Here is a 22,252-nt window from a genome sequence, read left to right on the forward strand (position 1 = left end):
GCGTTGCCTATCGTGTACGCTCCGCGATCATCCTGCGGCGGGCGCTCCGCGCAGGATCACGCCCGCGTCCGACAACTCCGCCATGGCCGCCTGCGAGGTGGCCGCCGTCACCCCCGCGGTGAGGTCGAGCAGCACCCGCACCGCGAGCCCGTGTTTCACCGCGTCCAGCGCCGTGGCGCGCACGCAGTGGTCGGTGGCGATGCCGACCACGTCGACCTCGCGCACCCCGCGCTCCCTGAGCCACTCCGCCAGCGGCGCCCCGTCTCCGGACAGGCCCTCGAAGCCGCTGTACGCCGCCGAGTAGGCCCCCTTGCTGAACACCTCCTCGACCTCCGAGACGTCGAATGACGGATGGAAGTCGGCGCCCGGCGTGCCGGCCACGCAGTGGGCGGGCCAGTTGTCGACGTAGTCGGGGGTACCGGAGAAGTGCTCGCCGGGCGAGATGTGGTAGTCGCGGGTCGCCACCACGTGGTCATAGCCGTGCTCGGCGACGTGGCGGGTGATCGCCGCCGCCACGTCCGAGCCGCCGGCCACGGGCAGGCTGCCACCTTCGCAGAAGTCGTTCTGCACATCGACGATGATCAACGCGGTCCCCATAGGAAGCACGATACGTCAGGAGAACTCCGTGGGGACCGCGGCGTACCCTCTGCCCAGGTGGAGCGCCTCCTGAGGGAGCGTGGCGAGGGCCTCCGCGTGGCGCAGGCGGGCCTCCCGCAGGGGCTCCCGGCCGACGATCTCGCCGTCGCGCACCATCTCGTGCAGCAGCGGCACGCCGCCCTCGGGGGCGAGCCCGCCGGTGGTGATCAGCTCGGTGTCGACGTGCCCGGACGCGTCGAGCAGCCGGTAGGCGTGCTTGCGGCCCCCGCGCGACGGCTTGCCGACCGAGCGCTTGGCCACGGCCTCCAGCTCGCCCGTGGCCGTCTCCCGCGCCACCAGCTTGTACACCAGTGCCGCCGTGGGCACGCCCGAACCGGTCACCAGGGAGGTGCCCACGCCGTAGCCGTCCACGGGGGCGGCGGCGAGCGCGGCGATGGCGTACTCGTCGAGGTCGGAGGTGACCAGGATGCGGGTGTTGAAGGCGCCCAGGGAGTCGAGCTGCTCCCGGACCTCCTGCGCCGCCGCGGCCAGGTCGCCCGAGTCGATGCGGACCGAGCCCAGCTTGGGCCCGGCCAGCTCGACGGCCGTGCGCACGGCCTCGGCCACGTCGTAGGTGTCCACCAGCAGCGTCGTCTCGGGGCCGAGCGTGGCGATCTGCGCCTCGAAAGCCGCCCGCTCCGAGTCGTGCAGCAGCGTGAACGCGTGCGCCGCCGTACCGGCCGTGGGCACCCCGTACCGGTGCCCGGCCATCAGGTTGGAGGTGGAGGAGAAGCCGGAGATGTACGCGGCGCGGGCGGCGGCCACCGCCGCGGCCTCGTGCGTACGCCGTGAGCCCATCTCGATGAGCGGCCGTTTGCCGGCGGCGTTGCTCATGCGGGAGGCGGCCGAGGCGATCGCGCAGTCATGGTTGAGAATCGACAGGATGAGGGTCTCCAGCAGCACGGCCTCCGCGAACGTGCCCTCCACGACCATGATCGGGGAGGCGGGGAAATACAGGTCGCCCTCGCGGTAGCCGCAGATGTTGCCGGAGAACCGGTAGCTGGCGAGAAACGTCAGAGTGGCCTCGTCCACGATCTCGCGCTCGCGCAGATAAGAGAGTTCTTCATCACCGAAGCGGAAGTGTTCCAGCTCGTCCAGGACACGTCCCGCCCCGGCGACGACCCCATAGCGCCGCCCACCAGGCAGGTGCCTGGCGAACACCTCGAAAACCGCGCGCCGATGCGCCGCGCCGCTGCGCAGGGCGGCCTGCAACATCGTCAGCTCATAGTGATCTGTGAGCAACGCAGTGCTCATGGTCATTGTCACGACTCGAAGACTACGGCTCAGATAGGGCAGACTCGGGGATGTGGGTAGCACCGCTCCAATCGCCGTTGAGCGTCCGTCATCGGACGTCCGGCCCGATCTGCCGTGGGTGACCATCGTCTGGAACGACCCGGTCAACCTGATGTCCTACGTGACCTATGTCTTCCAAACGGTCTTCGGCTACACGAAGGAGAAGTCGGAGAAACTCATGATGGACGTCCACCACAAGGGCCGGGCCGTCGTGTCCAGCGGCACCCGTGAAGAGATGGAGCGCGATGCGCAGATCCTCCACTCCTACGGCCTGTGGGCGACGATCCAGTCGGATTCGATCAAGTGAGGCATGCGGGTTTCGTGCGAACAGTGAGGCAGATCGGGTGAGTTCGGGATTCTCCAGGGGCAAGAACGGCGTCGTCGCGGAGTTCGAGGCGGCGGAGGTCTCGCTGCTGCGTTCCCTGGTCTCCATGATGCTCGGCCTGGTGTCGCCGGGGACCGTCAGCGACGACCCGCTGGAGCGGGCCCTCGGCATCGGGGCGGCCGAGAAGCCGTCGGACCCGGTGCTGGCCCGGCTGTTCCCCTCGGCGTACGAGGACGAGAAGGACTCGGCCGAGTTCCGCCGCTACACCGAGGCCACGCTGCGGGAGGGAAAGCGGGCCGACGCGCAGGCCGTGCTCGACACCGCCAGGTCGGGCGGGGCCGAGCTGACACCCGAGCAGGCCCAGTCGTGGTTGCGCGCGCTCAACGACATCCGCCTCACGCTCGGCACCAAGCTCGACGTGACCGAGGAGATCCACGACGAGATCGCCGTGATGTCGGAGGACGACCCCCGCTACCCGGCCTTCGTCACCTACGACTGGCTCACCTACCTCCAGGACAGCCTCGTCCGCGCCCTCTGGTAATTTCCGGGCATGTTGTCGATCTCGCAGGAACTCGTGGACCAGATCGTCGCGCACGCCCGGGCCGATCATCCCGACGAGGCGTGCGGCGTCATCGCGGGCCGCAGCGGCGTGCCCGAGCGGTTCGTCCCGATGGAGAACGCCGAACGTTCCCCGACCTTCTACCGCTTCGACTCGCTGGAGCAACTACGCGTCTGGCGGGAGATGGACGACCGCGACGAGGAGCCGGTGGTGATCTACCACTCCCACACGGCCACCGAGGCCTACCCTTCGCGCACCGACGTCTCCTACGCCTCCGAGCCCGAGGCCCACTACGTCCTGGTCTCCACGAGAGACGAGGACCAGGCGGAGTTCCGCTCCTACCGGATCCTCGACGGGGTTGTCACGGAGGAAGAGGTAAGATTCCTTCCATGATGGTCCGGACCGTGCAGAGCTTTCTCTTTGCGCATACTCCGGCTGTCGTCGTCTACGACTGTCCGTGAGAGATCCGCTGCGGCCCGTTCCGTGGCCCGGCGGAATCCACATCCAGCCATCGGTGTTGCTGCCGATGGGACGACGACCTGACCTGAGGAGACTGACCGCGATGGCCATCGAGGTTCGCATTCCGACCATCCTGCGCACATACACCGGCGGCGAGAAGGCCGTGTCCGCCGAGGGCGCCACCCTCGACGAGCTGATCAGCGATCTGGAGTCCAGCCACCCCGGCATCAAGGACCGCCTGATCGACCAGGGCGCCCTGCGCCGCTTCGTCAACGTCTATCTCAACGACGAGGACGTGCGCTTCCTGGGCGGCCTCGGCACCCCTGTGTCCGACGGCGACACGGTGACCGTGCTCCCCGCCGTCGCCGGCGGATGACATGCGGTTCGACTCGCTGATCGACTCGGTCGGCCGCACGCCGCTCGTCGGGCTGCCGAGATTGTCGCCCGCCGACGACGTGCGGATCTGGGCCAAGCTCGAAGACCGCAATCCGACCGGCTCCATCAAGGACCGGCCCGCGCTGTGGATGATCGAGCAGGCCGAGAAAGACGGCCTGCTGACGCCCGGCTGCACGATCCTGGAGCCCACCAGCGGCAACACCGGCATCTCGCTGGCCATGTCGGCCCGGCTCAAGGGCTACAAGCTGATCTGCGTGATGCCGGAGAACACCTCGGAGGAGCGCCGCCAGCTCCTGCGCATGTGGGGCGCGCGGATCATCTCCTCGCCCGCCGCCGGCGGCTCCAACGAGGCCGTGCGCGTGGCCAAGGAGCTGTCGGCGCAGAACCCGGACTGGGTGATGCTCTACCAGTACGGCAACCCGGCCAACTGGCGCTCCCACTACGAGAGCACCGGCCCGGAGATCCTGGAGGACCTGCCCGCCATCACCCACTTCGTCGCCGGGCTCGGCACGACGGGGACACTGATGGGGGTCGGGCGGTTCCTGCGCGAGCGGGTGCCCGGCGTGCAGATCGTCGCGGCCGAGCCGCGCTACGGCGAGCTGGTCTACGGCCTGCGCAACGTGGACGAGGGCTTCATCCCCGAGCTCTACGACGAGTCCGTGCTGACCACCCGCTTCTCGGTCGGCTCGGCCGACGCGCTGCGCCGCACCCGCGAGCTGCTCGCCTCGGAGGGCATCTTCGCCGGGGTCTCGACCGGGGCGGCGCTGCACGCGGCGCTCGGCGTGGCCCAGAAGGCCGTCAAGGCGGGCGAGCGTGCCGACGTCGTGTTCGTGGTGGCCGACGGCGGCTGGAAATACCTGTCCACGGGTGCCTACGAGGGCACCCTGGAAGAGGCGGAAGAGCGCCTCGAAGGCCAGCTCTGGGCCTGACCCGGCAGCGAAAAAGGGCGGCCGGCCACACGGCAGAGGAGAAGGGCGGCCGGATCGGCCGCCCTTCTCCTGTCTGTGCCTGGTTGAGCAGGAGCCGCAGCGAGCTCCCGTAACGCTGTGCCTAGTTGAACAGGAGCCGCAGCGAGAACGACGCCTCGGTGTCGGACTGCTTGCCGCTCAGCCCGACCGCCCGCAGCGCCTGCAGGTTCGCCTTGTCGTCGCCCTGCATGGACGCGAGGTAGAGGTTCTCGACCTTGTCCAGGTCCACGAAGAGCGCGTAGTTCGCCTCGCCGGCGTCGGCGATCGCGGTCTGGAACGTCTCCGACTCGCCGAGCGTGCCCTCGGCCGCCAGCTTCTTGGCGTACTCGTCCGTGGTCGCCACGGTGAAGACGCCGTCACCGGAGACCTTGGCGATCTTCGGCGCGGGCTGGCCGCTCTGCGTCATCGCCTGCTGCACCTTGTCCACGATCGCCTGGGCCTTGGCCGGATCGGTGGCGATGCGCACGCCGGCCTGGATCGTGTCGCCGTCCAGGCCGTCACTGTCCACCGCGAGGGTGAAGTTCTTGCCCAGGACCGTGGCCAGGTCGGCGGGCAGGCTCAGGCCGAACTTGGTCTTGGCCTGCTCGATGAGCTGCGTGATCTCCGCGGAGCCCGTCGACGTGGCCTGCTTCTCGATCTCGGCCCACTGCTTGGTGACCGCCTGGTCGAGACCGGAGACCGACAGGGCCCCAGCCGTGCCGGCGGGCAGGGTGCCCAGGTCGGCGACGGGCAGGTCACCCTGCGGCAACATGCCGCTGGCGCCGCGCACGGTGCCCGCGAGCTCGACGTAGGCGCTGTCGAAGCGCAGCGCGCCGGCGAACCTGGCGTCCTTGACCTTGTCGAGGGTCGCGGCCTGGTCGGCCGGGACCTGGGACTTGGCCAGGGAGAGCAGGCCGCCCATGTCGGCCCAGAAAGACAACACGCCCTGCTCGCCGACCGCGCCCATGTCGTCGCTGAACTCGGAGTTGTCGGCCAGACTGCCCTCGGCCTTGGCGTACTTGTCGGCGAGTTGCTGGGTGGAGGAGAGGAGCGCGTAGTCGTCGCGGAAGGCGATGCCGTACTTGTCGCCGTCCATCAGCTTGGCGATGCCGGCCTTGGCCAGCGCCTCGTCCTTGACCTGCACGGCCACCGCGAAGTCGGGCGTCTCCTTGCCGGAGGGCACGGCGGCGAAGCCGATCCTGCTGCCCAGCCAGGGGTCGACGTCCTTGGCGAAGTCGACCTTGGAGTCGGAGTCAGCGTCGTTGATCGTGTCGAACAGCGCCTTGCGCGGGTCCTCACCGGAGAACGTGTCCTTGGTGACCGTGAACTTCCTGGCCAGCTGGAAGAGCGCCAGCTTCTGGTTCGCCGCCGGGTCCAGGTCGAGCCGGGCGTAGGCGATCGAGTCGGCCGGCAGGACCGCGTCCGGCTGCGTGCCGCCGCCGCCGATGGCGCCCACGGCCCACACCGCGCCGCCGCCGAAGAGAATCACCGCGAGTGCCGCGGCGCCGGCGATGATCCAGGTCTTGCGGCTCTTCTTGGCGGGCTCGGCGGGGCCGAAGCCCTCGGGTCCCTGCTGCTGCCAGTTGCCCTGGGCGTACTGGTCCTGCTGCCAGTTGCCCTGCTGCCCCTGCCAACCCGGCTGCTGCTGCTCCTGCTGCCAGCCCTGCTGTTGCGGTTGGCCCTGCTGCCAGCCCTGCTGGAGTTGCTCCTGCTGCCAACCTTGCTGCTGGCCCTGAGGCGCGCCCTGCCCGTAGGAGGGCTGCTGCCCGTACGCCGGCTGCTGGCCGTAGGGCTGCTGGCCGTGGGACCCCTGCTGTCCGTACGCCGGCGGTTGCTGCTGGTAAGGCTGCTGCGGCGGGTACGGCTGAGCCGGGTGCGGTGTCGTGGGCGGGTTCTCCGGCTGCTGCCCCTGACTCCAGTTGTACGCCGTCGTCCGGTCAGGATCCTGGCCGTATGGGGGATTATTCGCAGACATCACTCAACTCACAATGTGGATTTATGACCACAGAGAAGGTAGCTGATGTTGCTAGATGGGCGCTTGCAATGTACTGAAGTCGGAATCAGATCCCCTGAATCGGACACCTGACTTCGGGTCCAGGAGTCAGACGCGGTTCAGCTCTTTCCTGAGCGTGGCAATGTGCACCTCGCCGCCGCCGTAGTCCGCGACGGCCGCCCACGGCACGAACGTGCATCCCGCGTACACCAGGCGGGCCAGCGTCCTGCTGAACCAGGCCGCGCGGCCATGACGGTCGCGCGTGAGACCGAGCAGGAGCGGAGCGCGCCGGCCCGACACGACGAGGCCGTAGACGGTGTGGCTCTGCTTGAGCTCGCCCTTGTGCTTGACGACGCGGATGTCGACGACATGGCCGACCCACACCCCATTGGAGTCCCAAACGGACTGACCGATGAGTTCGGTGACACTTGCCATGATCGAACTTTCCCAGTCGAATCACGTTTTCGCAGGTAGGCGCGCTGATAGTCGGATGCCGTAGAGTATGCGGCGTACTAGAATATAGTTCCAGATTGAGGCAGGCGCGGATGACCAAGTTCGACGAGGCGACGCAGGCGATCAGGGTCGACGAGAGCACCTATGACGTGTGTCTCGACCCCGGATACGCGATCGGCGGCCCGCTCAACGGCGGCTACCTGATGGCCGTGATCCTGCGGGCGGCGGTGGACGCCTCGCCGTTCGAGCATCCGGTGAGCACGACCTCGCAGTTCCTGCGGGCCCCGGTCGCCGGGCCCGCACAGGTCAGGATCGAGCCGCTCAAGGCGGGCAGGACGGCCGCGTTCGCCAGGGCCACGCTGGTGCAGGAAGGCGTGGCGCAGATCGAGAGCCTGATCACGACGGCCACGCTGAGCGGGTCCGAGCCTATTTATGCTGAAAAATCGGCGTACGTTATGCCGGCTCTTGAAGACTGCGTCAAACTCCCCGATCCCAAGCCCGACTCCGGCATGACGCTCAATGCCCAGATGGAGCTGCGCTTCGACCCGCCCACGATCGGCTGGCTGAAGGGCGCGCCCACCGGCCGGCCGGAGGCGCGGGCGTACTTCAGGATGGCCGAGCCCCAGGACGCCGACCCGTACGTGCTGGCGCTGGCCGTGGACGCGCTGCCGCCCGTCGTGTTCTCCGCCGGCGGCCGCGGCTGGGCGCCGACCGTGGACCTCACCTGGCACCTGCGCGCGCTGCCCGCGCCCGGCTGGCTCACGCTGCTCGGCAGCGGCCGGCTCGTCTCCGACGGCTGGTTCGACGAGGAGGTCGAGGTCCGCGACTCCGCGGGCCGGCTGGTCGCCCAGTCGCGGCAACTCGCCCGGGTCGGGAGGGGCTGACCGGCTCCGATGTGACGAAGACAACACCGCATCATGCTCACGCGCCGCACCTGTGAGCATTCTTACGCAGTGTTGATCGTGCAGGTCGCCTACCCTTCTATGCGTGCCGGACACGAGTATTGGGATCTTCGACAGCGGGGTCGGCGGCTTGACGGTCGCCCGAGCGATCATCGACCAGTTGCCCCATGAATCGATCACTTACGTGGCTGACACGGCCCGTCAGCCGTATGGGCCGAGAACCATCGCGGAGCTCCGCGCCTATGCCCTGGAGGTGATGGACCACCTCGTCGAGCAGGACGTCAAGATGCTCGTGATCGCGTGCAACAGCGCCAGCTCCGCCGTGCTGCGCGACGCCCGCGAGCGCTACGACGTGCCGGTCGTCGAGGTGATCCAGCCCGCCACCAGGCGCGCGGTGCGCGCCACCCGCACCGGCAAGGTCGGTGTCATCGCCACGAGGGCCACCATCGACTCGATGGCCTATCACGACGCCTTCACCGCCGCCCCCGACGTGCAGCTCACCGGCGTGGCCGCCCCACGCCTGGTGGAGTACGTCGAACGAGGAGAGACGATGAGCGACGAGCTCATCGAGGTCGTGCGCGGCTACCTGGAGCCCATCAGGGCCGCCGGGTGCGACACGCTCATCCTCGGCTGCACCCACTACCCGCTGCTCACCGGCGCGATCTCCTACGTCGCCGGTGACGGGGTCACGCTGGTCTCCAGCGCCGAAGAGACGGCCAAGGACGTCTACCGGATCCTGCACGACCGCGATCTGGCGGCCGCGAGCGACGCCACCCCCCGGCACCGCTTCCGCGCCACCGGCGACTCCCTGCTCTTCGCCCGGCTCGGCCGGCGATTCCTGGGCCCGGAGATCGACGTGGTCGAAGTCGCACCAGTGGGGGGTACTACCTTTAACGGGAGGCCCACATGAAGGTGACCATCGTCGGATGCTCGGGGAGCTACCCGGGGCCCGACAGTCCCGCGTCCTGCTACCTTCTCGAAGCCGACGGGTTCAGGATGCTGCTCGACCTCGGCAGCGGGGCGCTCGGCGCGCTCCAGCGCCACATCGGCCTCTACGACGTGGACGCCATCTGCCTGACCCACCTGCACGCCGATCACTGCCTGGATCTGTGCGGCTATCACGTGGCCCGCACCTACGGGCCGGACGCTCCCTACCCCGTCGTGCCCGTCTACGCGCCGGCCGACGCGCCCCGCCGGTTGCGGGCCGCGTACGGCATGCCGGACGAGCCGGGCCTGGAGACCGCGTTCGACTTCGTGGCCCTGGCGCCCGGCTCGTACGAGATTGGCCCCTTCACCGTCACGGCGGGCCTGGTCAACCACCCCGTGGAGACCTACGGCTTCCGCGTCGCCGGCGGCGGCCGGTGCGTGGCCTACTCCGGCGACACCGGCGAGTCGGCCGAGCTGGTGAAGCTCGCCGCGGGCGCGGACCTGCTGCTGTGCGAGGCGTCCTTCGTCGAGGGCCCCGACCTGCCTCCCGACCTCCACCTCACCGGCGCCCAGGCCGCCGCGCACGCCGCCGAGGCCGGGGTCGGCCAGCTCGTGCTCACCCACCTCGTCCCCTGGAACGACCAGGCCACCGTGCTCGAAGAGGCTGCCCGAGGCGGCTTCGACGGACCCGTCGAGCTGGCCCGCAGCGGCGCCGTCTACGACCTGGCCTGAGCCTCGGTGAAGTCGCGCATGCGCGGCAGCGGCGAGAACAACAACGGCAGGAACGCCAGCAGCCGGCCCGTCATGAACACCCACAGAGCCTGCCGCACGCCGATCTGCTGGGCGACGAGCCCGCCGAGCAGCGCGCCCAGCGGCATGATGCCCCAGACCATGAACCGCACCGACGCGTTGACCCGCCCGAGCATGTGCTCAGGGGTGACGGTCTGCCGGTAGGTGGCCTGGCCCACGGTCGCCAGCGCCGCGCTCCACGAGAGCGCCATCGAGGTGATCGCGAAGCACACCATCCGCCAGTCGGCCTCTGTCAGCGGCAGCAGCAGGCCGAACGGCGAGCCCACGGTGACGGCCAGCCAGGTCATCCTGGCCGTGCCCAGCCGGCTGGAGAGCCAGCCGCCGGACAGGCCGCCGACGATGCCGCCGATCCCGCCCGACATGAGCAGCAGGCCGACGGCGCCGGGCGCCAGCTTGACCTCGTCGACGAGGAACAACACCGACAGGCCGAGCACCGCGCTGATGCACAGGTTGACGGAGGTGGTGGTGGCCACGAGCATGCGCATCAGCCGGTCCCGCCAGACGTAGGCCAGGCCCTCCTTGATGCCCCGCAGCAGCGGGGTGGGCTCGGTGACCGCGGGCGGCTTGTCGGGCGCCTTGATGGAGCTCAGGAAGAGCACCGAGGCGAGCGCGCCCAGCGCGGTGGCGCCCAGGGTGAGCGGCGCCGTCAGCCACTGCACCAGCGCGCCGCCCAGGCCCGGGCCCGCCATGAACGCGCCTGAGCGCACCACCTCCAGCTTGGAGTTGCTGTCGGCGAGCTGGGTGGTGCTGACCAGCTCAGGCAGGTACGTCTGGTCGGCCACGTCGTTGAAGACCTCGGCCGCGCCCGCCAGCAGCGCGACCACGGCCATCATGGCGATCGACAACCCGCCCAGCGCCGCCGCCACCGGAATGCTGCCGAGCAGCACGAACCTGGCCAGATCCGAGACCACCATCACGCGTCGCTTGGGCATCCTGTCGACCCACACCCCCGCGGGCAGGCCGATCACCAGGAACGCGACCCTCTGCAGCGCCGCGAGCAGGCCGACCTCCGCCGGTCCTGCGTGCAGGACCACCACGGCCACCAGCGGGAGCGCCACCCGAGAGATATTCGCCCCAACTTCGTTCGCGACGTGCGAACTGAGGAACCGGAGGAAGTCAGGGTTTCGCAACACCCCCGTTGTCATTGCGTAAGGATCCATGTGTCAGACGCGTTTGGTCAAGAGCATGGTGGCTCGGAGATAGGGTGATCTGCATGTCCCGACAGGATGGCCGCACCCCTGACCAGCTTCGACCCGTCACCATCACGAGACAGTGGCTGACTCATGCCGAAGGCTCGGTGCTGGTCGAATTCGGTGGCACCCGGGTGTTGTGCGCCGCGACGGTCCAGGACAGCGTGCCGCGCTGGCGCAGAGGCAGCGGACAGGGCTGGGTCACGGGCGAATACGCGATGTTGCCGCGGGCGACCAACACCCGCAACGATCGCGAGTCGGTCCGCGGCAAGATCGGCGGCAGGACCCATGAGATCTCCCGGCTGATCGGGCGTTCGCTGCGTGCCTGCGTCGACTACAAGGCGCTGGGCGAAAACTCCATCCTGCTCGACTGCGACGTGCTGCAGGCCGACGGCGGCACGAGGACCGCCGCCATCACCGGCGCCTATGTCGCGCTGGCCGACGCGGTCGCCTGGATGCGGGAGCGCCGGATGTGCCCGGGCGACCCGCTCATCGGCTCCGTCGCCGCCGTCTCCGTCGGAGTGGTCGGCTCGGTGCCCACGCTCGACCTCTGCTACACCGAGGACGTCGCCGCCGAGACCGACATGAACGTCGTGATGACCGGCGAGGGCAGCTTCGTCGAGGTGCAGGGCACCGCCGAGGGCGCGCCGTTCGACCGGGCGGTGCTCGACCAGCTCCTCGACCTGGCCGTGGCCGGCTGCGAGGAGCTCACCCTGATCCAGCAGGAGGCACTGGCGTCGTGAGGATCGTGCTGGCGACCCGCAACCCGGGCAAGATCGCTGAGCTGCGCCGCATACTGAGCGGGTTCGACATCGTGGGGCTCGAAGAGTTCCCCTCGATCGGCGAAATCGCCGAGACCGGCGTCACCTTCGAGGAAAACGCCCTGATCAAGGCGCATGCCGTCGCGCAGGGCTCCGGCCTGCCCGCGGTGGCCGACGACTCCGGCCTCTGCGTCGACGTGCTCAACGGCATGCCGGGCGTCTTCTCCGCCCGCTGGGCGGGGCGGCACGGCGACGACGAGGCCAACCTCGCGCTGCTGCTCGCGCAGATCTCCGACGTGCCCGCCGGCAAGCTGAGCGCCCACTTCGCCTGCGCCGCCGCGCTGGCGCTCCCGTCGGGGGAGCACCGCGTGGTCGAGGGCACGTTGCCGGGTCACCTGGTGACCAAGCCGCGGGGGTCCGGCGGCTTCGGCTACGACCCGATCCTGGTGCCCGACGGCGAGGAGCGCACCACGGCGGAGCTGGCGCCGGAGGAGAAGGACGCCATCAGCCATCGGGGCCGCGCCTTCCGCGCGCTGGCGCCGATCGTGCGCGATCTGCTGAGCGCGTAATCGTCGCGTAAGAACCTAGGGGCGCGGGCCGACGTACCGTCGCATTGTGCAGAAGAACGAGATGGTGCCCGCCTGGGCGGGCGCCTTGGCGGGATTGGTATCCGGGGGCGTGGCCCTCGGACTGGCGCAGCTCGTGGCCGGGTTCGTCGGGCCGGCGACGTTTCCCGTCGTCGCCGTGGGCGACGCGACGGTCGACCTGACGCCCGCCCCGGTCAAGGACTTCGCGATCAGGACGTTCGGCGAGAACGACAAGGCGGTCCTCGTCGGGGGCGTGCTGGTGGTGCTCGCGGCCGTGGCGGCGGTGATCGGCGTGCTGGCCAGGCGGAGGCTCGCCTACGGGTATGCCGGGCTGGCCGCGTTCGGGGTGGTCGGTGTGCTCGCCGTGCTGACCCGGCCGGACGCCGGGATCCTGGACGCGCTGCCGACCGTGGCCGGAGTGGCCGCCGGCGCCTGGTCGCTCTCCTGGCTGGTACGGCGGGCGGCCGGCGGCAGGGCTCCTGCCGCCTCCGGCGACGCCTCGCACGGTGGCACTGTCACGCCTGGTGGCCCCGCGACGCTGGATGGCTCCGCGACGCCGGGTGGCCCCGCGACGCCCGGAGGTTCCGCGACGCCGGGTGACGATGTCGGGCGGGAAGCGGCCGCGGTGGAGTGGCCTGCGGTGATGCGGTCGGGGGCGGACCTGCGGGCGTTCGATCGGCGGCGGTTGCTGACCGGGGCCGCCGGTGGTGTGGTGGTCGCGGGCGCCGCCGCGGTGCTCGGGCGGCAGCTCGGCGGACGGCAGGCGGTGGACGCCGCACGGGTCGGGATGGCGCTGCCCAAGCCCGCGAACCCAGCCAAACCCCTCCCGGCGGGAGCAGACCTCCGCATCAACGGCTTGGCATCGTTCGTCACGAAAAATCAGGACTTCTACCGGGTGGACACCGCTCTCGTCGTCCCCCAGGTGAACCCCGAGGAGTGGATGCTCCGCATCCACGGCATGGTCGGCCGCCCCGTCGAGCTCTCCTTCGCCGACCTGCTGAAGATGCCGCTCACCGAGGCCGACGTCACCCTGACCTGCGTCTCCAACGAGGTCGGCGGCGACCTCGTCGGCAACGCCCGCTGGCTCGGCGTCCGGATGGCCGACGTGTTGCGCCAGGCCGGGCTCCAGCCGGGCGCCGACATGCTCCTGTCCACCTCCGCCGACGGCTTCACCTGCGGCACGCCGGTCGACGTGGTGATGGACGGGCGCGAGGCGCTGTTCGCCGTGGCGATGAACGGCGAGGTGCTGCCCGTCGACCACGGCTTCCCCGTGCGGCAGGTGGTGCCGGGGCTGTATGGGTACGTGTCGGCCACCAAGTGGGTGGTGGACGTCAAGGTGACCAGGTTCGACCGGGACGAGGCGTACTGGACACCCAGGGGATGGGCGGCCAAGGGTCCCATCAAGACCCAGTCGCGCATCGACGTGCCGAAGCCGGGCGCGTCGCTGCGGGCCGGGCGCACCACGGTCGCCGGCGTGGCCTGGGCGCAGCACACCGGGGTGGACGCCGTGGAGGTGCGGGTCGATCGCGGCGAGTGGCGGCAGGCCAGACTGGCCGAGGTGCCGGGGCCCGACACCTGGCGGCAGTGGTCGATCGACTGGGACGCCACCCAGGGCGAGCACACGATCCAGGTGCGGGCGACCGACGCGGCGGGACGTGTTCAGACCGAGGTGCAGGCGCCGCCCGCGCCTGACGGGGCGAGCGGGTGGCACACGCTGACAGTGCGGGTCGGCTGACTGGTTTGCACTGTTTTCGCAGGTAAGGCGGGTAGTTTCGGCGGAGAATCTTCCTGACTTCGCCTCCGTGTCGCGGTCACGCCTCTACGATCGGTCGTCGAGCATGACAGGAGGCAGGCCGTGTTCCACGAGCGCAAGCCGAGTGTCCGGTGGGCTCTTCCAGATGGCCGATACAACCCGGTGGTGGGGGAAGGGGTGCGGTGGCTCGACTACGAGCGGGCCGCCGAGACCGGTTCCGGCTCTGTGGTGAGCGGGTCCGCTCCAGCCGCTCCAGCCGGGCCGGCCGCGCCAGAGCTTCTTCCGTATGTGGCGGACGCGCCCGGACGCGAGGACGGCGCCGACGATACGAATAACCCGGCCGCCGATGCCGCCCAGGACTCCGGTGACCCGTCGCGGGACGCTGGTCTGGCGCGTGGTGGTGGTCCAGCGCTGGGTGACGTTCGGGTGCCGGATGGTGGTTCGGTGCGGGGTGGTGGTCCAGCGCTGGGTGACGCTCGGGTGCAGGACGGTGGTTTGGCGGACGATGTTCTTGGGCTGGGTGATGGCGCTCGTGGCCGTGGTGCGGCTCTGGATGACGCCGTCCTGTGCCGGCGGACCGACACGACGGAAGCGCTCGGCGTGCTCGCCAGGATCGCGGCCGACGGTGACTGGTTCGACGGGCCGGGCCGGCCGGGGCGGTTGATCGACTGTCGTCCGTACGGTGTGCCGGGCGGGCTCGCGCAGCCGGACCCGCAGGGCGAGCGGGACCTGGCCGACGCGCTGCGGCTCGGCGACCGTTTTCCCGACCCGCGCGGCACCTGGGTCCGGCTGGTGAACGGCGGCGGGCCCGCGGGCGATCCCTTCCGGACCTCCAACGCCGCCGACTGCGCGCTGGCCGTCCTGTCCACCTGGCACGGCGAGCCGGCGACGGCCGCGCCCCGGTTCCCCGAGTACGACAGGATCGGCCGTCCGGTGCTGACCGGCGAGCGGGGGAGCGTGGCGCGGATCGAGCGGTGGACCGGGCAGCGTTTTCACTACCTGGGCCAAGGGCGGCTCGCCTATCCGACGATCGCGCGGCGGCTGCGGGAGGCCGGGCACGGGTCGGCCGCCGTCATCCTGGTGCGCTGGCCGGGTGGGGGCTCCCACACCTGGAACGCCGTCAACTCCGGCGGCGAGGTCATCTGGATCGACGCCCAGCGGGGGCACATGTCCGTGGAGTCGCCGTACCCGACGGTGACCGGGGTGTTCTGCGTGATACTCGACCGGCAGGGGCGGGCTCGATGAACCTGGATCAGGCTCGGGCGCTGGCCGAGGAGTACTTCAACGGGGTCCGGCCGGCGGATGAGGCGGTGTCGGTGGGGGTGCACGGGTTCTATGCCGGATATGTCGCCTGGGTGCGGGAGCTTGATCCCGATGATCCCGCCAGGTTGCCCCACACCGCCGGAGGCGGCTGCATCGTGATCGACCGGACCACGGGTGAGGTGGTGGCCCGGCCACTGCTGGACCCGGAGACGGTGGCCGAGTTGTGGCCCGGCCGCACGCCCCGCTGAGTGCCGGGGTGAGAAGGCCGGGCGTCGCCCCCGAAAAGACGCCCGGCCCTCGCAGGGCAGCCATGTGCGACGGGCCGCCCCGCGCGTACCCTCTATCCGGTTTTTGCACCTTTATTCGTGTTTGAGGTACACAGTCCGGGTCAACCTGCCGCCAGCGAGCCGACGATCGACGCCCGTGCGGCGCGGCGCGCGGGCAGGACGGCGGCCACCACGCCCGCGAGCCCGGACAGCACCACGAACAGCCCGATCTGTACGAAGGGCACGGACAGGACGGCCCCGCTCAGCATCGCCGTGACCGCGGCCCAGCCGAAGACGCCGCCGAGCACGACGCCCACCAGTGCCCCGATCAGCCCGAGCACCAGCGCCTCGATCGAGAGCATCCGGCGGAGTTGCGGCCGGGTCAGCCCGAGGGCCCGCAGCAGCGCCGACTCCCTGGTGCGCTCGTGCACCGACAGGGAGAGCGTGTTCGCGATGCCCATCAAGGAGATCAGGATGGCCAGCCCCAGCAGCCCGGTGATGATCATCTGGATCATGTCCAGCGACTCGTCGAACTGCCCGCGTACCTCCGTCGAGCTCGTCACGTGCACGGCCGGATAGGCCGCCACGGCGGCGTCCACCACCTTGCGGGCCTGCTCGGGCGGCACGCCGTCGCGGATGCCGACCAGCACGCGTGAGTCGGGCACGTCGCCGAAGTAGCCGGCGAACGCCGCTTCCGCGACCGTGACGGACGGCAGCGACGAATCGCTCCCGCCGAGCAGCGCCACCACCTTCAGCGAGACGGTCCCCGCCTCGGTGGTCGCCAGCGGCACCGAGTCGCCGACCCCCACGCCGAGCTCCTTGGCCACGACCTCGCTCACCGCCGCCTGCCCAGGGCCGAAGCCGGTCATGGAGCCGGCGGCGACGTCCGGCTGGATGGGCCCGCTGTAGGTGCCCACGTCGAAGCGTTCGCCCGCCACCGCCGCCCTGGTCTCGCGGATCTGCGCGACGGAGTCCAGCTCGGGCCGGCCGCGCAGCTCGTCCGCCACGGACCTGGGGATGAGCGGATCACGCTGCTGGCCGGCCAGCAGGTAGTCGATCGGGAACTGGTCGTCCAGCTTGGCCGTCACCGTCAGCCTGGTGGACGCGGTCACCACCGAGATCAGCGTCATGAGCGTCACCCCGATGGTCAGCGCGATCGTGGTGGTCGCGGCCCGCCGGGGGTTGCGCCCGGAGTTGTTCACCGCCAGTCGCCCCGGCACCCCGAACAGCCGGCCGGGGAGCCGGCCGACCAGCGCGGCCAGCGGGGTGACCAGCACCGGGCCGAGGATCAGCACCGCCAGGAACGTCAGCACGCCCCCGGCCATCACGACGAGGAGCGCGACCTGCTCGCCGGGCTCGAAGGCCAGCAGGCCGGCGCCGGTCGTGCCGGCTCCCGCCAGCAGGAACAGGGTGGCGGAGAGGACGCGCACCAGCCCCGCGCGGTACGTCTGCTCCTCGGCCTGGTCACGCAGCGCGGCGATCGGCGGGACCCTGGTGGCCGACCTGGCCGGCAGCAGGGCCGCGCACACGGTGACGACGAGGCCGACGGCCAGTCCGATCGCGATCGTGGCCGGGGTCAGGGCGACCGGGGCGTCGGTGGGCAGCGGGGCCTCCAGCGCGCCGAGCACCGTGAGGGTGAGCGCGGCCAGGCCGTACCCGGTGGCCAGGCCGAGCGCGGAGGCGAGCAGCCCCACGGCGGCCGACTCCAGCAGGATCGAGCCGAACACCTGCCCGCGCGTGGCCCCGATGCAGCGCAGCAGCGCCATCTCCCTGGTGCGCTGGGCGACGAGGATGGTGAAGGTGTTGTAGATGACCAGGGCGGCCACCATCATCGCCACCACGCCGAACATCAGCAGCCCGAGCGTCAGCACGCGCGTCTCGATCCCGGCCGACCTGGCCAGGTCGGCGGCCTGCTCGGCGCCGGTCTTGACGACGTGGCCGCCGCCGACGGCCGCCGCGACGACCTGCTTCAGCCCGGGGGCGGCGCCCGCGACGTCGATCTCGTGGTAACCGTGCGCGCCGGTCATCCGCAGCGCGGCGGCCTCGGTGAAGCCGAGCGCGCCGGTGTAGGCCAGCTCCTGGTCGACGCCGGGGTCGAGCAGGCCGACGAGCCTGAAGCGGTGCTCGTCGCGCGCGGCGTCGAGCACGGTGATCGTGTCGCCGACCGTGAGGCTCTGGGCCTTGGCGGTGTTCTTGTCCAGCACGGCGGCCTGGTCGTCGGTCCCCGGGCCGGTGCCGGAGACGATGGCGGCGCGGCCGAGCGGGCCCTGGACGATCGACAGGGCGGTGGTGGGGGCGTTCCCGGCGGTCTTGCCGTCCTTGCCGATCAGCGGGGCGGCGCCGCGGACGAGGCCCTGGGCCTCGCGCACGCCGCTCAGCGCGCGCACCCGCGCCAGGGTCCGCGCGGGCAGCACGCCGCCCGGCTTCGCGGGCAGGACGACGACGTCCACCTTGCCGGCGTCGGCCGTGACGCGCTGGGCGAAGCCCGCCTGGATGGTGTCGTTGAGCACGAACGTGCCCGCGATGAAGCCCACCCCCAGCACGATGGCCAGGGAGGTGAGCAGCAGTCTCAGCCGGTGCGCGCGCAGGCCCGCCAGCGCCGTCCTCAGCACCTCACGCCTCCAGCCGGACGAGCGTGTCCAGCACCGACTGCGGCGTGGGCGCGGTGATCTCGGTGACGAGCTCGCCGTCGCGCAGGAACACCACACGGTCGGCGTACGCGGCGGCGACCGGGTCATGGGTGACCATGACGATGGTCTGGCCCAGCTCGCGTACGGACCCGCGCAGGAAGGACAGGATCTCGGCGCCGCTGCGCGAGTCCAGGTTGCCCGTCGGCTCGTCGGCGAAGATCACCTGGGGCTTGCTGATGAGCGCCCTGGCCACGGCCACGCGCTGCTGCTGGCCGCCGGACAGCTCGGCCGGCCGGTGCCCGAGCCGGTCCTTCAGCCCGACGGTCTCGATGACCCGGTCGAACAGCGCCTGGTCGGCCTGGCGGGCGGCGATCTCCAGCGGCAGGCGGATGTTCTGCTCGGCGGTCAGCGTGGGCAGCAGGTTGAACGCCTGGAAGACGAAGCCGATCCGCTCGCGGCGCAGCAGCGTCAGCTGCCTGTCCGTGAGCCCGGTCAGCTCGGTCAGTCCGGCCGGCTCTCGGTCGCCGAGGTGCACCGTGCCCGAGGTGGCGGTGTCGAGCCCGGCCAGGCAGTGCATGAGCGTGGACTTGCCGGAGCCCGACGGGCCCATGATCGCGGTGAACGCGCCGGTCGCGAAGGACACGTTCACGCCGCGCAGGGCGTGCACCACGGCGTCGCCCTGGCCGTACACCTTGGTCAGATCGGTGGCCACCACGGCGGGCGGGGCTTGGCGCCGGGTATCGGTGAGCGTCACGTTCACTCCTCGTCGTGATTTATCAACGTGAATCACGCTAGGAGTGGAAATTGCGTCTTCTATGGGTCCTGAGGAGGGACTTCGGGTACGACCCCGGACGACCCCCGTCAGACTTTCGGCCGACGGGACGGCACGATGATCCCCGCCTCGTACGCGTACACGACCACCTGCGCCCGATCCCGCAGCCCCAGCTTGGCCAGCACCCGGCCCAGATGCGTCTTCACCGTCGCCTCCGCCACCTCCAGCTCGCCGGCGATCTCCATGTTGGACCGCCCGCGCGCCACCATGAGCAGCACCTCGCGCTCACGTGGCGTCAGCTCGCCCGTCGCCGCCGGCTCCTCGGCCGGCAACTGCGCGGCGAATCGGTCCAGCATCCTGCGCAGCGTGCCCGGCGACACGACCGCGTCGCCCGCGTGCACCAGGCGGATGGCGTTGATCAGGTCCTCGGGCGGTACGTCCTTCAGCAGGAACCCGGCCGCGCCCGCCTTGATCGCCGCGAACGCGTACTCGTCGAGGTCGAACGTGGTCAGGATGAGCACCTTCGGACCCTCGATCCGCCGGGTGGCCTCGACGCCGTCCATGGTGGGCATGCGCACGTCCATGAGCACGACGTCCACCTCGACGCTTCTGAGCAGCTCCAGCGCGTCGGCTCCGTCGCCGGCCTCCGCCACCACCTCGATGTCCGGCTGCGCTCCGAGCACCATCTTGAACCCCGCCCGCAACAACCTCTGATCGTCGACCAGCATCACGCGTATCACCGGGCCGCCTCTCTACGCCGCTTTGACCATGGGCAACCTGGCCAGCACCTCGAAGCCGCCGCCCGGCCGGGGGCCCGCCCGCACGACCCCGCCGTACAGGCCGACGCGCTCGCGCATGCCGATCAGGCCGTGGCCGCCGGAGCTCCCCGGCGCGGCGGCGCCCCTGCCGTCGTCAGTGACGCGGACGACCAGCTCAGGGCCGCCGAAGTCGATCTCGACGACGGCGTGGGTGTCGGGGCCGCCGTGTTTGAGGGCGTTCGTCAGCGCCTCCTGGACGATGCGGTAGACGGCGAGCTGCTGGCCCTCGGGCAGCTCGGGCAGCTCGGCCGGCCCGCCGGAGACCCGCAGCCGCGCGGGCACGCCAGAGCCGCGCACGAGCTCTTCGAGCTGGCCGAGGCCCGGCTGCGGGGTGTAGTCGGTGCCGGCGGCCTCGCTGTCGCGCAGGACGCCCACCAGCCGGCGCATCTCGGCGAGGGCGGCGCGGCCGGTCTTGGAGATGTTCCCGACGGCCACGCGGGCCTGCTCGGGGTCGCTGTCCATGGCGTAGCGCGCGCCGTCGGCCGTCACCACCATGACGCTGACGTTGTGGGCCACGACGTCGTGCAGCTCCCTGGCGATCCGGGCGCGTTCGGCCGCGGCGGCCATCCTGGCCTGCTGGTCCCGCTCGCGCTCGGCCCGCTCGGCGCGCTCCTCCAGGCCCTCCAGGTAGCGCCGGCGCGTGCTGGCGTACAGGCCGGTCAGCCAGACGGTCACCACGAAGATCCACCCGCTGAAGAACATGCCGGGCGTGGCCCCGTCCCAGTTGATCATCGCCAGGGAGATCCCCAGCTCCGCGACCAGGCCGGCCGCCAGCGCCCAGCGGAACGAGCACTGCCGGGCCACCGCCCAGAGCGCGACCAGCACCGCGAGGTCGGCGGGCAGCAGGTCGACGCCGGCCAGCCACTGCCCGAAACCGATCAGCGCGATGACCGCGAACGTGATGAGCGGCCGGCTCCGCCAGAACAGCGGCAGCAGCAGCGCCGCCGACAGGCCCAGGTAGCCGGTCAGGCTGAGGGTGGAGTCGTCGCCCGGTGGGCCGGCCACGTACAACGTCGCCGTCAGCGCGCACAGCGCGGCGAGCGGCGCGACCCGGAGGACGCCCGCCAGCTTTTCGTGGCGTCTCGACCACGACCGAACCTTGCCGAACACATCATCACGATATGTACGCTTGACGCGCTCTTGGTCCGCCTGGAGGGTGAAGTGTGTGTACGACCCAGGTCTGATGAGGCTCTTGGCTTACACCGGTCTTACGGGGATTTGGGCATGCTGTTGATCGGGAGCACTCCTTCTGGGGTGAGTAAAGGGAGATCGTGATGGCGGATCATGATCGCGACGCCGGGTCGCGCGGTGAAGAGGAAGCACCGCGCGACCCGACCTCGGACACGACGGGTGACACTCCTACGGCCTCGCAGCACGCGCGGGCGAACGCGCCGGACGAGGATGACGAGCAGCTCAGGTATGGGCAGGCGCCACGCGGACCCGGCTTCACCATGCCTGGTTACGCCTGGGAGGAGCCCCGGCCGTCGGGCTCGTACCGGAGCTTCTTCCGGCAGAAGCCGGCCCAGGTCATCGGCGCGGGCCTGATCGGCCTCTTCATCGGTGGCCTGCTGGGCGGCACCGCGGTGGCGGCGCTGCGTGACGGTGGCCACCAGTATGAGACGCACCGGATCGACTCCTGGGAGCGCCCCGGGCGGGTCTTGCCGCAAGAGGACGTCTGCCAGCCGCTGCCGATCCGGGAGTCGGCGCGCTGCGTGGTGGTGTTGCCACCTGGCATGCGCGAGCCTGCCGTCCCGCCGGAGTCGGCGCCACCACCGCCGCAACCCCAGCCGGAGCGGACGAGCACCGGTTAGCCGGTGGATTTGTAGGGCCGGTGGGATTCGAACCCACACTAACAGCCACCTAAAGACTGCGCCTCTGCCATTGGGCTACGACCCCATGCGGGCACAGGAAGCTCGGAGATCCCGGCTCGTCACCGTCGGCGGATGAACGCCGACGATCTTCCCTGCCACGTGCCGCCAATCTTACAGCCTGAGCCTGCCCGCGGGACCAGGAAGCGGGCCCGCGGGCGGCCGTCACGCCAGGCCGAGCTTCTTCTTGAGCGAGGCCACGTGCCCGGTGGCCTTCACGTTGTAGAGCGGCTGCTCGACCTTGCCGTCGCCGTCGATCACGAACGTCGACCTGATGACGCCAACGACCTCCTTGCCGTAGAGCTTCTTCGGGCCGTACGCGCCGTAGGCCTGGTGCACGGTCAGGTCCGGGTCGGACAGCAGCGGGAAGGTGAGGGCGTCGCGCTCGACGAACTTGGCGAGCTTGTCCGGCTTGTCCTTCGACACGCCGAGGACGACGAATCCCTCGGCGGTGAGCTGCCCCAGGTTGTCGCGGAAATCGCAGGCCTGCTTGGTGCAGCCGGGGGTCATCGCGGCAGGGTAGAAATAGAGGATCACCCGCTTGCCGCGGAAGCTCTCCAAGGAGACGGTGGCGCCGTCGGCGGCGGGTAGCGTGAACTCGGGCGCGGCGTCGCCGGGCGCGAGCTTGGTGTCGGTCAATGGCC

At 70.6% G+C, this 22,252-nt stretch carries 24 protein-coding genes and 1 tRNA gene; 14 read left to right on the forward strand and 11 right to left on the reverse strand.

Annotated elements, in window-relative coordinates; all coding sequences use genetic code 11:
• Window positions 1-27 precede the first annotated feature (27 nt).
• Both ACWD0F_RS37655 and ACWD0F_RS37660 read right to left on the reverse strand, forming a co-directional pair.
• Window positions 28-597 (reverse strand): nicotinamidase, encoded by a 570-nt coding sequence (locus ACWD0F_RS37655; RefSeq protein ID WP_449884898.1) that lies wholly within the window; start codon window positions 595-597, stop codon window positions 28-30.
• A gap of 15 nt (window positions 598-612) precedes the next feature.
• Window positions 613-1,896 (reverse strand): nicotinate phosphoribosyltransferase, encoded by a 1,284-nt coding sequence (locus ACWD0F_RS37660; protein ID WP_449884901.1) that lies wholly within the window; start codon window positions 1,894-1,896, stop codon window positions 613-615.
• 46 nt (window positions 1,897-1,942) lie between these two features.
• Here ACWD0F_RS37660 and clpS point away from each other — a divergent pair, with 46 nt between their 5' ends.
• From clpS to ACWD0F_RS37685, 5 genes are all read left to right on the forward strand, one after another.
• Entirely contained in the window at window positions 1,943-2,236 is a 294-nt protein-coding gene (gene clpS, locus ACWD0F_RS37665) for an ATP-dependent Clp protease adapter ClpS (protein WP_449884903.1), read from the forward strand.
• 37 nt (window positions 2,237-2,273) lie between these two features.
• Window positions 2,274-2,795: a DUF2017 domain-containing protein gene (locus tag ACWD0F_RS37670; RefSeq protein ID WP_449884906.1), complete on the forward strand. Its 522-nt coding sequence runs from the start codon at window positions 2,274-2,276 to the stop codon at window positions 2,793-2,795.
• A gap of 9 nt (window positions 2,796-2,804) precedes the next feature.
• The gene (locus tag ACWD0F_RS37675; protein ID WP_449884909.1) at window positions 2,805-3,206 is read left to right on the forward strand and encodes a Mov34/MPN/PAD-1 family protein; all 402 of its coding nucleotides are present in this window, start codon (window positions 2,805-2,807) and stop codon (window positions 3,204-3,206) included.
• 169 nt (window positions 3,207-3,375) lie between these two features.
• Window positions 3,376-3,648, forward strand: coding sequence for a MoaD/ThiS family protein (locus ACWD0F_RS37680; RefSeq protein WP_449884912.1), 273 nt, complete (start codon window positions 3,376-3,378; stop codon window positions 3,646-3,648).
• Between the two features lies 1 nt (window position 3,649).
• The gene (locus ACWD0F_RS37685) at window positions 3,650-4,597 is read left to right on the forward strand and encodes a PLP-dependent cysteine synthase family protein (RefSeq protein ID WP_449884914.1); all 948 of its coding nucleotides are present in this window, start codon (window positions 3,650-3,652) and stop codon (window positions 4,595-4,597) included.
• Window positions 4,598-4,718: 121 nt separating this feature from the next.
• Here the strand turns inward: ACWD0F_RS37685 and ACWD0F_RS37690 are convergent, their stop codons facing one another.
• Both ACWD0F_RS37690 and ACWD0F_RS37695 read right to left on the reverse strand, forming a co-directional pair.
• A complete protein-coding gene (locus ACWD0F_RS37690; protein ID WP_449885137.1) occupies window positions 4,719-6,590 on the reverse strand; it encodes a DUF3352 domain-containing protein in 1,872 nt (623 codons plus the stop codon).
• Between the two features lie 126 nt (window positions 6,591-6,716).
• Entirely contained in the window at window positions 6,717-7,043 is a 327-nt protein-coding gene (locus ACWD0F_RS37695) for a hypothetical protein (protein WP_449884917.1), read from the reverse strand.
• 110 nt (window positions 7,044-7,153) lie between these two features.
• Here ACWD0F_RS37695 and ACWD0F_RS37700 point away from each other — a divergent pair, with 110 nt between their 5' ends.
• From ACWD0F_RS37700 to ACWD0F_RS37710, 3 genes are all read left to right on the forward strand, one after another.
• Window positions 7,154-7,945, forward strand: a complete 792-nt coding sequence (locus tag ACWD0F_RS37700) for a thioesterase family protein (RefSeq protein WP_449884920.1) — start codon at window positions 7,154-7,156, stop codon at window positions 7,943-7,945.
• Window positions 7,946-8,048: 103 nt separating this feature from the next.
• Window positions 8,049-8,873, forward strand: a complete 825-nt coding sequence (murI, locus tag ACWD0F_RS37705) for a glutamate racemase (protein ID WP_449884922.1) — start codon at window positions 8,049-8,051, stop codon at window positions 8,871-8,873.
• Complete coding sequence (locus ACWD0F_RS37710; RefSeq protein ID WP_449884925.1) at window positions 8,870-9,622, forward strand: MBL fold metallo-hydrolase; 753 nt, start codon at window positions 8,870-8,872, stop codon at window positions 9,620-9,622. The genes murI and ACWD0F_RS37710 overlap by 4 nt, the downstream gene beginning before the upstream one ends.
• Here ACWD0F_RS37710 and ACWD0F_RS37715 read toward each other — a convergent pair.
• Complete coding sequence (locus tag ACWD0F_RS37715; RefSeq protein ID WP_449884928.1) at window positions 9,607-10,860, reverse strand: MFS transporter; 1,254 nt, start codon at window positions 10,858-10,860, stop codon at window positions 9,607-9,609. The genes ACWD0F_RS37710 and ACWD0F_RS37715 overlap by 16 nt on opposite strands.
• A 53-nt stretch (window positions 10,861-10,913) precedes the next feature.
• Here ACWD0F_RS37715 and rph point away from each other — a divergent pair, with 53 nt between their 5' ends.
• The 5 genes from rph (at window position 10,914) to ACWD0F_RS37740 (ending at window position 15,502) form a co-directional block, all read left to right on the forward strand.
• The gene (gene rph, locus ACWD0F_RS37720; protein WP_449884931.1) at window positions 10,914-11,633 is read left to right on the forward strand and encodes a ribonuclease PH; all 720 of its coding nucleotides are present in this window, start codon (window positions 10,914-10,916) and stop codon (window positions 11,631-11,633) included.
• Window positions 11,630-12,220 (forward strand): RdgB/HAM1 family non-canonical purine NTP pyrophosphatase, encoded by a 591-nt coding sequence (gene rdgB / locus ACWD0F_RS37725; protein ID WP_449884933.1) that lies wholly within the window; start codon window positions 11,630-11,632, stop codon window positions 12,218-12,220. Before rph ends, rdgB begins: the two co-directional genes overlap by 4 nt.
• Window positions 12,221-12,266: 46 nt before the next feature.
• Complete coding sequence (locus ACWD0F_RS37730; protein ID WP_449884935.1) at window positions 12,267-13,973, forward strand: molybdopterin-dependent oxidoreductase; 1,707 nt, start codon at window positions 12,267-12,269, stop codon at window positions 13,971-13,973.
• Window positions 13,974-14,486: 513 nt separating this feature from the next.
• Window positions 14,487-15,236, forward strand: coding sequence for a toxin glutamine deamidase domain-containing protein (locus tag ACWD0F_RS37735; protein ID WP_449884938.1), 750 nt, complete (start codon window positions 14,487-14,489; stop codon window positions 15,234-15,236).
• Complete coding sequence (locus tag ACWD0F_RS37740) at window positions 15,233-15,502, forward strand: hypothetical protein (RefSeq protein WP_449884940.1); 270 nt, start codon at window positions 15,233-15,235, stop codon at window positions 15,500-15,502. Before ACWD0F_RS37735 ends, ACWD0F_RS37740 begins: the two co-directional genes overlap by 4 nt.
• Before the next feature lie 140 nt (window positions 15,503-15,642).
• Here ACWD0F_RS37740 and ACWD0F_RS37745 read toward each other — a convergent pair whose 3' ends face one another.
• The 4 genes from ACWD0F_RS37745 to ACWD0F_RS37760 form a co-directional block, all read right to left on the reverse strand.
• Window positions 15,643-18,132, reverse strand: a complete 2,490-nt coding sequence (locus tag ACWD0F_RS37745; RefSeq protein WP_449884943.1) for an ABC transporter permease — start codon at window positions 18,130-18,132, stop codon at window positions 15,643-15,645.
• Between the two features lies 1 nt (window position 18,133).
• Window positions 18,134-18,904, reverse strand: a complete 771-nt coding sequence (locus tag ACWD0F_RS37750; protein WP_449884946.1) for an ABC transporter ATP-binding protein — start codon at window positions 18,902-18,904, stop codon at window positions 18,134-18,136.
• Window positions 18,905-19,011: 107 nt separating this feature from the next.
• Window positions 19,012-19,650, reverse strand: coding sequence for a response regulator transcription factor (locus ACWD0F_RS37755; protein WP_449884949.1), 639 nt, complete (start codon window positions 19,648-19,650; stop codon window positions 19,012-19,014).
• Window positions 19,651-19,674: 24 nt separating this feature from the next.
• Window positions 19,675-20,850, reverse strand: coding sequence for a sensor histidine kinase (locus ACWD0F_RS37760; protein WP_449884951.1), 1,176 nt, complete (start codon window positions 20,848-20,850; stop codon window positions 19,675-19,677).
• A 164-nt stretch (window positions 20,851-21,014) separates the two neighbouring features.
• Between ACWD0F_RS37760 and ACWD0F_RS37765 the strand changes: the two genes are divergently transcribed.
• On the forward strand, window positions 21,015-21,551 hold the full coding sequence (locus ACWD0F_RS37765) for a hypothetical protein (protein WP_449884954.1): 537 nt from the start codon (window positions 21,015-21,017) through the stop codon (window positions 21,549-21,551).
• Between the two features lie 12 nt (window positions 21,552-21,563).
• Here the strand turns inward: ACWD0F_RS37765 and ACWD0F_RS37770 are convergent.
• Together ACWD0F_RS37770 and bcp are read right to left on the reverse strand one after the other, a co-directional pair.
• Window positions 21,564-21,636: transfer RNA gene (locus ACWD0F_RS37770), tRNA-Leu, on the reverse strand.
• Between the two features lie 137 nt (window positions 21,637-21,773).
• Window positions 21,774-22,247: a thioredoxin-dependent thiol peroxidase gene (gene bcp / locus ACWD0F_RS37775; protein WP_449884957.1), complete on the reverse strand. Its 474-nt coding sequence runs from the start codon at window positions 22,245-22,247 to the stop codon at window positions 21,774-21,776.
• Between the last annotated feature and the right edge of the window lie 5 nt (window positions 22,248-22,252).

The sequence above is a fragment of the Nonomuraea sp. NPDC002799 genome (assembly GCF_053592075.1).

Coding starts and splice junctions, on each gene's coding strand:
- ACWD0F_RS37710 (WP_449884925.1), top strand. CDS start 8,870: ATGAAGGTGACCATCGTCGGATGCTCGGGGAGCTACCCGGGGCCCGAC.
- ACWD0F_RS37660 (WP_449884901.1), bottom strand. CDS start 1,896: ATGACCATGAGCACTGCGTTGCTCACAGATCACTATGAGCTGACGATG.
- ACWD0F_RS37765 (WP_449884954.1), top strand. CDS start 21,015: ATGGCGGATCATGATCGCGACGCCGGGTCGCGCGGTGAAGAGGAAGCA.
- ACWD0F_RS37690 (WP_449885137.1), bottom strand. CDS start 6,590: ATGTCTGCGAATAATCCCCCATACGGCCAGGATCCTGACCGGACGACG.
- ACWD0F_RS37695 (WP_449884917.1), bottom strand. CDS start 7,043: ATGGCAAGTGTCACCGAACTCATCGGTCAGTCCGTTTGGGACTCCAAT.
- ACWD0F_RS37755 (WP_449884949.1), bottom strand. CDS start 19,650: ATGCTGGTCGACGATCAGAGGTTGTTGCGGGCGGGGTTCAAGATGGTG.
- ACWD0F_RS37685 (WP_449884914.1), top strand. CDS start 3,650: ATGCGGTTCGACTCGCTGATCGACTCGGTCGGCCGCACGCCGCTCGTC.
- ACWD0F_RS37655 (WP_449884898.1), bottom strand. CDS start 597: ATGGGGACCGCGTTGATCATCGTCGATGTGCAGAACGACTTCTGCGAA.
- ACWD0F_RS37680 (WP_449884912.1), top strand. CDS start 3,376: ATGGCCATCGAGGTTCGCATTCCGACCATCCTGCGCACATACACCGGC.
- ACWD0F_RS37715 (WP_449884928.1), bottom strand. CDS start 10,860: ATGGATCCTTACGCAATGACAACGGGGGTGTTGCGAAACCCTGACTTC.
- ACWD0F_RS37700 (WP_449884920.1), top strand. CDS start 7,154: ATGACCAAGTTCGACGAGGCGACGCAGGCGATCAGGGTCGACGAGAGC.
- rph (WP_449884931.1), top strand. CDS start 10,914: ATGTCCCGACAGGATGGCCGCACCCCTGACCAGCTTCGACCCGTCACC.
- ACWD0F_RS37740 (WP_449884940.1), top strand. CDS start 15,233: ATGAACCTGGATCAGGCTCGGGCGCTGGCCGAGGAGTACTTCAACGGG.
- ACWD0F_RS37675 (WP_449884909.1), top strand. CDS start 2,805: ATGTTGTCGATCTCGCAGGAACTCGTGGACCAGATCGTCGCGCACGCC.